The organism is Vibrio sp. RE86 (assembly GCF_013114545.1).
Classification (GTDB): domain Bacteria; phylum Pseudomonadota; class Gammaproteobacteria; order Enterobacterales; family Vibrionaceae; genus Vibrio.
Genome location: NZ_VTXI01000007.1, coordinates 134,111 through 146,486 on the forward strand (window position 1 = coordinate 134,111; position 12,376 = coordinate 146,486).

At 46.9% G+C, this 12,376-nt stretch carries 11 protein-coding genes; 9 read left to right on the top strand and 2 right to left on the bottom strand.

What is annotated here, in order from left to right; genetic code table 11:
* Nucleotides 1-41 precede the first annotated feature (41 nt).
* A complete protein-coding gene (locus F0231_RS09220; RefSeq protein WP_171759431.1) occupies nt 42-419 on the bottom strand; it encodes a MerR family transcriptional regulator in 378 nt (125 codons plus the stop codon).
* Between the two features lie 183 nt (nt 420-602).
* Here F0231_RS09220 and F0231_RS09225 point away from each other — a divergent pair, with 183 nt between their 5' ends.
* The 8 genes from F0231_RS09225 to F0231_RS09260 all read left to right on the top strand — a co-directional run bounded on the left by F0231_RS09225 (nt 603) and on the right by F0231_RS09260 (nt 10,771).
* Nucleotides 603-1,814, top strand: coding sequence for a thiolase family protein (locus tag F0231_RS09225; protein ID WP_171759432.1), 1,212 nt, complete (start codon nt 603-605; stop codon nt 1,812-1,814).
* 38 nt (nt 1,815-1,852) lie between these two features.
* Entirely contained in the window at nt 1,853-3,346 is a 1,494-nt protein-coding gene (locus tag F0231_RS09230; protein ID WP_171759433.1) for a CoA-acylating methylmalonate-semialdehyde dehydrogenase, read from the top strand.
* A gap of 8 nt (nt 3,347-3,354) precedes the next feature.
* Nucleotides 3,355-4,509, top strand: a complete 1,155-nt coding sequence (locus tag F0231_RS09235) for an acyl-CoA dehydrogenase family protein (RefSeq protein WP_171759434.1) — start codon at nt 3,355-3,357, stop codon at nt 4,507-4,509.
* 12 nt (nt 4,510-4,521) lie between these two features.
* Nucleotides 4,522-5,310: an enoyl-CoA hydratase gene (locus F0231_RS09240; RefSeq protein ID WP_171759435.1), complete on the top strand. Its 789-nt coding sequence runs from the start codon at nt 4,522-4,524 to the stop codon at nt 5,308-5,310.
* Between the two features lie 16 nt (nt 5,311-5,326).
* The gene (locus tag F0231_RS09245) at nt 5,327-6,457 is read left to right on the top strand and encodes an enoyl-CoA hydratase/isomerase family protein (RefSeq protein ID WP_171759436.1); all 1,131 of its coding nucleotides are present in this window, start codon (nt 5,327-5,329) and stop codon (nt 6,455-6,457) included.
* 12 nt (nt 6,458-6,469) lie between these two features.
* Entirely contained in the window at nt 6,470-7,360 is an 891-nt protein-coding gene (gene mmsB / locus F0231_RS09250; protein ID WP_171759437.1) for a 3-hydroxyisobutyrate dehydrogenase, read from the top strand.
* A 4-nt stretch (nt 7,361-7,364) separates the two neighbouring features.
* Nucleotides 7,365-8,123 (top strand): SDR family oxidoreductase, encoded by a 759-nt coding sequence (locus tag F0231_RS09255; RefSeq protein WP_171759438.1) that lies wholly within the window; start codon nt 7,365-7,367, stop codon nt 8,121-8,123.
* Between the two features lie 335 nt (nt 8,124-8,458).
* Entirely contained in the window at nt 8,459-10,771 is a 2,313-nt protein-coding gene (locus F0231_RS09260; RefSeq protein ID WP_171759439.1) for a methyl-accepting chemotaxis protein, read from the top strand.
* Between the two features lie 33 nt (nt 10,772-10,804).
* On the opposite strand, the gene F0231_RS09265 is transcribed toward F0231_RS09260, so the two are convergent.
* Nucleotides 10,805-11,803: a sensor domain-containing diguanylate cyclase gene (locus F0231_RS09265; protein WP_171759440.1), complete on the bottom strand. Its 999-nt coding sequence runs from the start codon at nt 11,801-11,803 to the stop codon at nt 10,805-10,807.
* A gap of 144 nt (nt 11,804-11,947) precedes the next feature.
* Here F0231_RS09265 and F0231_RS09270 point away from each other — a divergent pair, with 144 nt between their 5' ends.
* A complete protein-coding gene (locus F0231_RS09270) occupies nt 11,948-12,295 on the top strand; it encodes a HopJ type III effector protein (protein WP_171759441.1) in 348 nt (115 codons plus the stop codon).
* The last annotated feature ends 81 nt before the right edge of the window (nt 12,296-12,376 follow it).

The following is a 12,376-nucleotide window of genomic DNA, read 5'->3' on the forward strand; positions in this document are numbered from 1 at the left end:
CGGTATCGACTTTCCATTCGAAGACATTATGTATAGAGGAATTAACTCGCTTTGCGTCTGCCGAGTGCGTCTTCACAACGCTGTCTAGCGTTGCTCAGATCTTCTAACATACTCTGAATGTCTTCCATTTGGCGCTTTAGCACCGCCTCTTTCTCATCAATGATTTTCAGCATTTCTGTCAACTGAGTATCACCTTGATGGGTATCGTATAACTCGAACAGTTCTCTGATCTCTGCGAGTGAAAACCCAAGACGCTTCCCGCGCAAAATAAGCTTAAGGCGAGTTTTATCGCGACGGTTATAAATGCGCATACTGCCTTTTCTCTCAGGGTGTATTAACCCTTCATCCTCATAAAAGCGGATGCTTCGAGTCGTAATATCAAATTCCTTGGCGAGTTCGCTGATCTTGTATGTTTCCACTGAGCTTCAAGTCCTACTTCGTTAATGGGTCACGTAAAACGTCATTATGATTTATTTGTTCTAAGTTGACGTTTACGTAAATGTTAGTGCTATGCTTACGTAAACGTCAAGGAAAGATATTGGCCGATTACGATAAGTATGGTGTCACCCGAAAACGAACAATCTTCTCAAAGAGGGCGGTTTATGGACGAGCAGCAAGTATGGATAGTCGCAGCGAAACGAACGCCAATGGGGCGCTTTCAAGGCTTACTGTCTGAATACAGTGCACCTAAATTGGGTGGTGTTGCGATTCGCTCGGCCATGGAACAATCTCAGATTGATCCGTCTGTCATCGATGAAGTATTGATGGGATGCGTACTACCCGCAGGTTGTGGTCAAGCGCCTGCCAGACAAGCTGCTATTAACGCGGGAGTTCCTCAGTCAACGCCTTGTACGACCGTAAACAAAGTGTGCGGTTCTGGAATGAAAACTGCCATGCTCGCATTTGATCTGATTCGCTCAGGCTCGATTCGTTGTGCCATCGCTGGTGGTATGGAAAGCATGACCAATGCCCCTTATCTGATGAAAGAGTCGCGCGGCGGGATGCGTATGGGGCATAAAACCACTTATGACCACATGTTTTTAGACGGTCTTCAAGATGCCTATCAAGGCGAACTTATGGGTGTGTATGGCCAACAGATTGCCGACAAGCTTGAATTCAGCCGTGAATCGATGGACAAGTGGGCAATTCAATCAGCCAGCCGAGCATTAGCGGCGCAAAGACAAGGTTTGTTTGACACCGAAATGGCATCAATCGAAGTCGAAAAAGAGAGTGTGCTGGATTATGACGAGCAGCCTCAAGCGATCAATATCGGCAAGATCCCCGAACTAAAACCTGCCTTTGCTAAAAACGGAACCATAACCGCTGCTAACGCCAGTGCTATCTCTGATGGCGCAGCGGCCTTGATCATTATGGATAGCGTGAGCGCGGCGCAGAGTAACCACAAGCCCATTGCCATCATTAAAGCTCATACCTCCCATGCGCGTAGCCCTGATGAATTTACTATCGCACCTGTGTTCGCCATTCAAAAGTTATTAGCAGAATTGGATTGGGAAATTGACGATGTGGATCTTTGGGAGATAAACGAAGCGTTCGCCGTGGTCACACAGATTGCAATTAAAGAGCTGAACCTTGATGAAGGCAAAGTGAATATTAAAGGCGGAGCCTGCGCGTTAGGCCATCCGATTGGTGCAAGCGGCAGCCGTATTCTGACCACCTTGATTTACAGCTTAAGGCAGATCCAAGCGTTAGGCGTTAATGGCGATCCTAGCGAGCGCAAGGTGATGAAAGGTATCGCTGCTATTTGTATTGGTGGTGGTGAAGCGACCGCAATCGCTATCGAAATTCCGCTATAACCCATTTTAGAACGGACATGTAAGGTAAGGAAATCGCAATGACAAAACTAGTTCCCTTATTTGTAGGTGGTGAGTTCTGTCAATCTGAGAGCAGTGAATGGATTGAAGTCACCAACCCAGCGAACAACGCGGTAATTGCAGAGTTGCCCTGTGCGACAGATGACGAAATGGAGCGGGCGGTGACTCATGCTCAGCAGACGTTTCAAAGCTGGAAAGAGGTCGCGGTTTCTGAACGTGCTCGTTTGATGCTTCGTTATCAGCACTTATTAAAAGAGCATCATGATGAGCTTGCAGAGCTACTGTCCAAAGAGACGGGTAAAACAACGGTTGATGCGAAAGGTGATGTTTGGCGTGGTATCGAGGTTGTTGAGCAGGCGGCCAATATTGCCAGCAACATGATGGGCGAAACGGTCGAAAATGTGGCGACAGATATCGATAGTTATTCGCTCATTCAACCCCTTGGCGTTTGCTGTGGTATTACCCCATTTAACTTTCCTGCTATGATCCCTTTATGGATGTTTCCATTGGCGATTGCCGCCGGTAACACCTTTGTTTTAAAACCGTCCGAACAAGTGCCATTAACGGCGATGAAACTTGCACAGCTGTTCGAACAAGCTGGCGCGCCCAAAGGGGTGTTACAGGTCGTTCATGGCGGAAAGGATCAAGTGGATTTTCTACTCGCGCATCCTGTGATTAAAGCGGTGTCGTTTGTCGGATCCGTACCTGTAGCGAAATACATCTATCACACTGGCACGTCACACAACAAACGCGTACAAGCCTTTGCTGGGGCGAAGAACCATATGGTGGTGATGCCTGATGCCAACAAAGATCAAGTGATTAATAATTTGATTGGAGCCTCGGTGGGAGCGGCAGGGCAGCGCTGCATGGCGATTTCTGTTGCGGTGTTCGTTGGGCAATCTAACGAGTGGATAGGTGATCTTGCCTCTGAAATGGCAAAAGTGACCCCCGGGGCTTGGAATGATGAAAACGCTGGGTATGGACCACTAATTAGTAAACAAGCGAAAGCCAGAGTGGTTAGCCTGATTGAAGAGGGAAAGGCACAAGGGGCCAAGTGTGAACTGGATGGAACTCAGTGCGATGTTGAGGGACTCCCAGATGGAAACTGGCTCGCGCCAACGCTTTTTAGTGGCGTGACACCTGACATGTCGATTTACCAGACTGAGATTTTTGGTCCGGTGTTGGTGTGTTTAGAGGTTGAAACCTTGGATGACGCCATTGAGCTGATTAATAACAATCCTTACGGTAATGGCACCTCGATATTTACTGCGAGTGGAGCGGCAGCGCGCAAGTATCAACACGACATTCAAGTCGGGCAAGTCGGCATTAATGTACCTATTCCTGTGCCACTGCCTTTCTTCTCATTCACGGGTTGGAAAGGCAGTTTCTATGGCGACCTCCATGCTTACGGTAAGCAAGCGGTGCGCTTCTACACCGAAACAAAAACCGTCACTGCTCGATGGTTTGATGATGACATCCCAAGTGGACCAAACATGACGATTCAACTGCGTTAGGGGGATCTATGGACTTTGAACTCAATGAAGATCAGCGAGCTTTCTCTGAAATGGCGGCTCAATTCTCCAGAGAGCAACTAGAGCCGATGGCTGGCGAGTGGGATGAAACGCACCATTTTCCCAAAGAGATTTTACGTCAATCGGGTGAGTTAGGCTTTTTGGGCTTATACACGCCAGAGGAACAAGGCGGTCTTGGGTTAAGCCGACTCGATGCATCCATCATTTTTGAGCAGCTAGCGATGGGGTGTACATCGACCACCGCCTTTATGACCATTCACAATATGGTCACCTGGATGATTGCCAGTTTTGCTAGTGAGTCAGTTAAACAGAACTACTGTGAAAAATTGATTACTGGCGAGTGGTTAGGCTCATACTGCTTAACTGAACCCAATGCAGGCTCGGATGCAGCAGCACTCACGACAAATGCGACGCTCGATCGTGATCACTACGTGATTAACGGCTCCAAGGTGTTTATTTCGGGTGCGGGTGACACTGACGTATTGGTGGTGATGGCAAGAACCAGTGACGAGGGAGCGAAAGGGATCTCTGCATTTGTTGTGCCTGCAAGCAGTGACGGTATTAGCTATGGACGCAAAGAACCGAAGATGGGCTGGAATAGTCAACCAACGCGAAGTATTACCTTCGAAAATGTCAAAGTGCCAAAAGATCACCTGCTTGGTCTGGAGGGGCAAGGTTTTGTGTTTGCGATGAAAGGGCTTGATGGTGGACGTATTAATATCGCGACTTGCTCAGTGGGAACGGCTCAGCATGCACTTAATCTAGCAACCCAATACCTTAACGAGCGAAAGCAGTTCGGTCGTGAACTTGGACAGTTTCAATCGTTACAATTCAAATTGGCTGATATGGCGACGGAGCTAGTCGCGGCTCGGCAAATGGTTAGACTGGCTGCGAGCAAATTAGATAACGGCGACCCGCAAGCGACAACCTACTGCGCGATGGCAAAACGCTTCGCAACGGATGTCGGTTTTAAGGTCTGTGACCAGGCGCTACAGCTGTATGGTGGCTATGGTTATATTAAAGAGTACCCATTAGAGCGTCATTTCAGAGATGTACGTGTGCACCAAATATTGGAAGGCACCAACGAAATAATGAGAGTCATCATCGCAAGACGCTTGCTATCGGATGGGGCGGAAATTCTCTAAAGGAGAGTCTTTATGTCATCTCAATCTACATCAGCCATTGAACATGTAATCTCAAATCATGTGGCTGTGATCACCATGAATAATCCTCCCGCTAATACGTGGACGAAAGAGAGTCTGTACGCGCTAAAAAGCTTGGTTCAAGAGCTCAACAATAATCGTGATGTTTATGCATTGGTGATTACGGGACAGGGCGATAAGTTCTTTTCGGCTGGGGCGGATCTCAATCTGTTCGCTTCTGGCGATAAAGCGGTCGCTTCTGATATGGCTCAAGCATTTGGTCACGCCTTTGAAACCTTATCCGCCTTTCGCGGAGTCTCAATTGCAGCAATAAATGGTTATGCGATGGGGGGCGGTTTAGAAGTTGCCTTGGCCTGTGACATTCGAATCGTCGAAGAACAGGCTAAGCTGGCATTGCCTGAAGCGAAAGTAGGGCTTTTACCATGTGCTGGCGGCACGCAAAACCTCACAGCTTTGGTCGGAGAAGGATGGGCTAAGCGGATCATCTTATGCGGCGAACAGGTTGATGCGAAAAAAGCCCTAGAAATCAAACTCGCGGAAGAGATTGTGCCTAAAGGGGAGTCGCTTGAAAGCGCAATTAAGTTAGCTGAAATGGTCGCCAATCAATCTCCGTCATCAGTGGCCGCGTGTAAATTGCTTATTCAAAACCAGCGGACTGCACCGTTGGGTCATGGTTTGATGAAAGAGCGGGAATTGTTCATTCAACTGTTTGATACACAAGATCAAACAGAAGGGGTGAATGCCTTTTTGGAAAAACGCGCTCCAGAGTGGAGAAATCAGTAGTAGAGGAGTTCTTGCCATGAGTGAATCTGTCGAATTTTCCGAACTGCCATGCAGCGGTAGTAAACACAAAATAGCGGTGGCGACGTTAAATAATGAAGCCTCCTTGAATGCGCTGACGTTTGATATGTTAGTTAGCCTAAAATATCAGCTCGATAAATGGCATGACGATGATGACATTGTCTGCGTTGTTCTAGAGGGGGCGGGAGAAAAAGCGTTTTGTGCAGGCGGTGACGTGCGCACCATGTACACAGTGATGAAAGGCTCATCTGATGAAGAAATCGCTAAATTCTGCTCAGAATACTTCTCTGTTGAGTATCAGTGTGACTATCTGATGCATACCTATTGTAAACCCATTATCGCTTGGGGGCAGGGAATTGTGATGGGAGGAGGAATGGGCCTCTATATGGCGTCGAGCCACAAAGTTGTGACGCCAGATTCAAGGTTGGCCATGCCTGAAATCAGCATTGGCTTGTATCCTGATGTTGGCGGCACTTGGTTCTTAAATAGGCTCGATTCTGGGATTGGCCTGTTTTTAGGCTTAACAGGAATGATGGTCAACTCCGCCGATGCGATTGAACTTCATCTCGCTGATCATTTGGTGCTTGCAAGTCACAAATCAAGTTTGCTTGATCAATTGCAAGTAGCCGATTGGGATTGTGTTGATGACATCTATGAAGTGGTGACTGAAATACTAGAAGGCTTTGACTCTCTCGCTGAGGGTAACCGCCCAGAACTTCAAATCATGCCTTATTTCCCTCAGATTCAGCACGCGTGCTTGGCTGAGAATGTCGTCCAAGTTGTCGATAATATCCAAGCGCTTGAAGGGGATGAAAAGTGGCTCTCTATTGCTAAGTCAAACCTCACATCAGGTAGCCCAATCACGGCTCACATCTGCTTTAGACAAATGAGTGAATATCACACGCTGTCACTTGCGGAAACCTTCAGATTAGAGCTGACGGTATCTGTCAGAAGCGCCTTATTCGGCGAGTTTCAAGAAGGCGTAAGAGCACGTCTGATTGATAAGGACGGCCAACCTCAATGGAAATACGCCACGGTTGCATCAGTGGATAGCAGCACCATTGATGATCTTTTTACCTCACTTTGGGATGAAGAGTCACACCCACTTTCTCAGCTAGGACAATACTAAAAGGATTCGGTTATGGGGACGGTAGCATTTATTGGATTGGGTAACATGGGAACCCCAATGGCGCAGAACTTACTCTCGGCGGGCTACAAGGTAAAGGTCTTTGATTTAGTGCCAGAGCTAACGAACGCTCTAGAATCTTTGGGGGCTGAAGCTTGTGGTTCAATAGCGCAAGTCGTACAGGGGGCAGAGACCGTGCTCACTATGCTGCCAGCGGGTGAACATGTGCGTTCGGTTTATCTAGGCGAAGATGGCATTCTCAATCTTGTTAGCGATGACACGCTCCTCATTGACTCTTCTACCATCGACCCTGAATCGGCACGTTTGGTGGGTGAAAAAGCGCAGCAGATAGGAGTGAGCTTTACTGATGCGCCAGTCTCTGGCGGCGTGGCAGGTGCCAAGGCAGCGACATTAACCTTCATTGTCGGCGGAAGCGTTCAAGACTTTGAGCGAGCCAAACAGGTTTTGCAGCATATGGGTAAGAACATCTTTCATGCTGGGGATGTGGGCAGCGGACAAATGGGCAAAATATGCAATAACTTAATGCTGGGTATTTTAATGTCGGGAACCTGCGAAGCGCTTAACCTTGGTATCGATAACGGTTTAGATCCTAAGGTACTGTCCAATATTATGCTTCAAAGCTCTGGGCGCAACTGGGCACTCGAACTCTATAACCCTTGTCCAGGTGTGATGGAAAACGCACCCGCGTCGAATCAATACCAACCAGGCTTTATGAGTAAACTGATGTTAAAAGATCTTGGTTTAGGATTAGAAGCCGCTTCAAAAAGCCAATCTTCAGTACCAATGGGATCCTTGGCTAGAAACCTTTACGCATTTCACAATATGAATGGCAACGAAGAGTTAGACTTTTCGAGTTTGTTTGAGTTCTACCAATCTAAAGGCTAGGTATATGGAATTACGAGAAAGCGTTATAGCGATTACAGGCGCAGGGCAAGGTTTGGGGCAGATGATGGCGGTAACGCTTGCTCATGCCGGAGCAGAGCTTGCACTTATTGACGTCAACGAAGAGGCGCTGCACAGCACCAAACAACAATGTTTGATGTTGGGAGTAAAGGCACTCACTTATCGCGCTGATGTGACTAATGAAGCGGAAGTCGAACAAGTATTTAGTGACATTGTCACCGACTTTGGGCAGCTCGATGGTTTGGTCAATAATGCAGGGATCTTACGTGATGGTTTACTGGTGAAAGTCAAAGATGGTCAGGTAAGCAAAATGTCTCTTGAACAGTTTAATGCGGTTATCGATGTCAATCTGACAGGCACGTTTCTCTGCGGCCGTGAAGCCGCGGTTAAGATGATAGAAACCGAGCGCAAAGGCGTAATCATTAATATTTCGAGCGTCGCTCGCGCGGGGAATATAGGCCAAACAAATTACGCGGCATCGAAAGCTGCGGTCGCAACATTAGCGACAACTTGGGGCAAAGAGCTTGCTCGTTACGGGTTACGCGCTGCTGCGATAGCGCCCGGTGTGATTGAAACGGCGATGGCTGCGCAAATGAAACCAGAAGCGATCGCTCGGTTAGAGGGGATGATTCCTGTTGGCCGTATGGGGCAGACCAGTGAGATTGCCAATACCGTCAAATTCATCTTCGAGAATGACTATGTTAACGCCCGAGTCATCGAAGTCGATGGCGGGATAGGAATGTAATACCAATCGGGATAAATAGATGTTCAGATTTTGACTAGCAAGAATGACCAGATATTTGTTCTGGTTGGTATACCCTTAAAGTAGATAAATGCTGACATCCTGGTTTGGTTTGACCAGATTATTGGCCTGTTTCGTCGAAAAGTTTATTTTTTCTGCTTACACTTAGAACACCATGTGCATGCTTTTTCACGATAACCCGATACGTAACTATGATAATCAAATATGGCTTGCGGAATATGCACACTTTTAGGTAATAACGATGTTTAGATAGCGTTGGCTGGCGATTGTCCTCTTATTTCAAATTGTGGAAAGGGGTTCCACAAGAGGTTGTCGTTATGAAAATTGCTACAAAAATAGTGTTAGCGTCCACGTTACTTTGTTCTCTTGCCGTTGTTGCGACAGGAGTAATTGTAGGGTGGCGCTCGTCGGCCCTCTCAGAACAAGCACTTTATCAACGGGCGACAAGCCAACTTATCTCGGTTCGAGAAATCAAAAAAGATGAAATCGAAAGCTATTTTAAACAGATAAGCGGTCAGGTCGTAACCACGGCGAACTCTGTTGGTGTACAAAATGCGATTACCGCTTTTACCGAGGCGTTCGACCAGTATCCGGTTGAGCGTGTTTCGGCCAGTGATATGGGTCAACTTCGCAGTTACTATCAGTCGAGTTTTGGTTCAACCTACAGAAATTCCAATGGTGGGACATCGGCGGGCGAACTGCAAAAGCTGGACCGTTTATCAGACCGAGCAAAAGCGCTGCAAGCCCGTTATATCGGGACTAACCCGAATCCCCTTGGTGAAAAGCACCAATTGATGAGCGACTCACTCAACACTGAGTATGATCAAGTGCATGCAATGTATCATCCAAGCATTAAAGGCTTCTTAGAAGAGTTTGGTTATTACGATATCTTCATGGTGGACACCAGCGGCAATGTCGTCTATTCGGTTTTTAAAGAGTTAGACTATGCCACTAACTTAAATTCAGGGCCTTACGCGAACAGTGGTATCGCTAATGCCTATAAACGAGCACTCGCTCTCTCTGCCAATCAGTTTTATCTAGAAGACTTCGCGCCTTATTTTCCTTCTTATGAAGCGGCCGCCTCGTTTATTGCTACTCCGATTAAACAGAAAGGTCGCACTTTAGGTGTGTTGATTTTCCAGATGCCAGTCGATGAGATCAATCGCATCATGACCTTTAATGGTAACTGGAGCTACGCAGGGCTTGGTGATAGTGGTGAGACTTACCTACTTGGGCAAGATGGATTATTGCGTAGTGAATCTCGCTTTCTAATTGAAGACCCATCCAATTACTTTGCGGCGTTGCAACAAGCAGGTGTGGGCAACAATACGTTAGAACAAATTAAGGGTAAGTCGTCTGCAATCGGTAGGCAGCCCGTTTCTACGTCGACGTCTAAAGCGTCATTACGTGGTCAAAGCGGGTCGGATGTTGTAATGGATTATCGAGGCGTAGAAGTGCTTTCAGCGTATTCGCCTGTGAACGTGGCTGGGCTGACATGGGGCATCTTGACTGAAATTGATAAACAGGAAGCACTGCAAGATCTCGATACCTTGATCAGCTCATTGATTCTGACCGTGACGAGCAGCATTGCTGTTGTGGTACTTATTGCAGTGCTCATTTCATACCTGCTTGGGAACAGCATCGCAAGGCCAATTGCTAAGGCGAGTGAAAAGATCCAGCGTATCAGTAAAGACAATGACCTGACTCAACGTCTTGAAGTTTCGGGTAAAGATGAGATGACCGATCTTGCCGTCTCGCTCAATGGTTTGTTTACTCATTTGCAAGACATCATCGGTAAGTTTGCTCAAGCGACCAATACGCTTAACAGTAATACTCAGAGCATGGCAGGCAACATGAACAACACCCGTGATTCTGTAGCAGATCAAAACCACCGAACAGAGTCAGTTGCCACAGCAGTCAATGAAATGAGCGCTTCGATTGCGGAAGTGGCACAGTTTGCCACACGTGCTGCTGAATTTGTGAAAACAGCAAATGACACAGGCAGTGATGGGGTGAAAGTAGGACAAAGCCTAGGGAGTGAAATCTCGCGTTTAAACGACGAAATGCAAACTGCTGTATCGGCTATTGAACGCTTGAACAATGAAACAAATTCGATTGCTGAAGTACTCGATGTGATCCAAGGGATTGCTGAACAGACTAACTTGTTGGCGCTTAATGCTGCTATTGAGGCGGCCAGAGCGGGTGAACAGGGTAGAGGATTCGCGGTTGTTGCCGATGAAGTCCGTTCATTGGCAGGAAGAACACAGGCCTCTACGGAAGAGATTCGCGGCAAAATTGAATCGTTGCAACGTGAGACTCAAAGTGTGTCACAAAGCATTGAAAGCGCAAACTCTACGGTGTCCAAAGGTGTCGATACCTGTGACCAAAACACGCAGATGCTTGAGCAGATTGTTACCATGCTTGATCAACTCAATGAGATGAATGTTCAAATTGCAGCGGCAACCGAGGAGCAGAAAGCGGTAACGGATGAAATAAGTGGCAGTATTACTTCGATAGCGGACGCATCGTCTGAAGTATCGAATCAAGTTCAAGATGCGGATGATGTACTTCAAGGGTTATCAAATGAAGCCGAGCAGCTCAATGTCGAAGTGTCTCAGTTTAAGTACTGACTAGGCTCAGCAGCCCCAAGCTACGTCGACTCTTTAAGTGGAGAGTCGACTCTCTTTCAATGACTTCTTGCATTGTTGTTTGGTGCGATACATCGCTTCGTCGGCCGCTGTTGTTAACTCATTCAGGTCAGTGATTTGACTATGCGGAGCGAAATGGCTGCCAATACTAACGCTGGTTAAATGCAGTTGTTCGATAGGTTTAATTAATTCGCAGTAGCGTTGACTCAGGCGAGTGGCAAACTCTTCAAGTGCGGTCTGATCCGACACCAAAGTCAGTACGACAAACTCATCCCCACCCATTCTTGCGACTAAATCTGTAGGGTGACAGAGTTCTTTGAGTGTATCGGCCATCGTGGTGATACTCATATCTCCCCATTGATGGCCATATTTATCGTTGACCTGTTTTAAGTTGTTGATATCAAGGTAGAGTACGCCAACGTCTTTACCATAAAGCGATGTATCTTTTAGCTTTTGTTCGCCAAGTAAGGTATAGCCGCGTCGATTATGCAGCTGAGTCAGCTCATCAGTGAGTGCTAAGCTTTCTGCTTCTTGAAGGCGACAGGCTGTCTGCAAATCTGACGCAATTAGGCGAGCGAGTTGTACGAGTAGTTGGCTAAGTGCCAGCTTGTAATGAGTCTCTTTGGTATCTATGACACAGATCGTGCCAAATAATTCGCCATTAGGCCACGTGATAGGCGCACCACAATAAGAGCGAACAGGCCCTTTATCGACAGCCGGAGCATACTTCCAATCTGGGTTTTGAACCGCGCACTCTACATAGAGGTCTTGCCGAGTCTCCATAATATGGCGACAGAAGCTTTTCATCTCCCATGGCCAATTGGAATGTACGGGTAGAAAGTTATCTTCATTGGAGCTTGAAACAACAACATTGAACTCATTTTGTCGAAGTTGAACAATAGCACCTGTTGACGCGCCATAAAGCTCTGCGAGCATGTCGACAAGCTCTTGCCATTTTTCCATGTCGATGAGATTAGAGCAGGTTTCAAAAAGGCACTGTTGCTGGTTGATCATCGAAACTCCTGATGTATCAAACGTTAGTTGTAGGTTATTGCTATCAGTATAGAACGAATTTATGAGCGACAAATTTCGCTCGCTACTTTTTTTCTTTTTATCAATATCATAGACTCGAGGTTAAATCATTTGGAGTAGAGAAAAATGGAATTAAGCGCATTTCTAACCAACCTTTCAGAACAACCGACGAGTATCCAGTTCGAAGACACAATGGCAGTGATCGAAGCGAACTTCGATTTTGCCCCGACGGCATTCAAAAACGGCAATACGCTCAACGAAGCAAATCAGAATAATGGTTCATGTAAGATCTTTGCATTCGGCCAAGTTAAAGGCCTGAGTCCAGAAGCGACATTGGCGTGTTTTGGTAAGTTCTACCGTGAAGATGTACTGGGTAATCCAGATGGGGATGACCATGCGAACATTCGCAACTTCATTGAATTTGGCTGGAGCGGCATCGAATTCGAGGGTGAGGCGCTGAAAGTTAAGGCGTAATGGCGACTAACATAGTCAGAAAGAAGGGAGCGTAAGGCTCCTTTTTTAGTATTTATGCCTTTTAATGGTGGTGATAGCGAA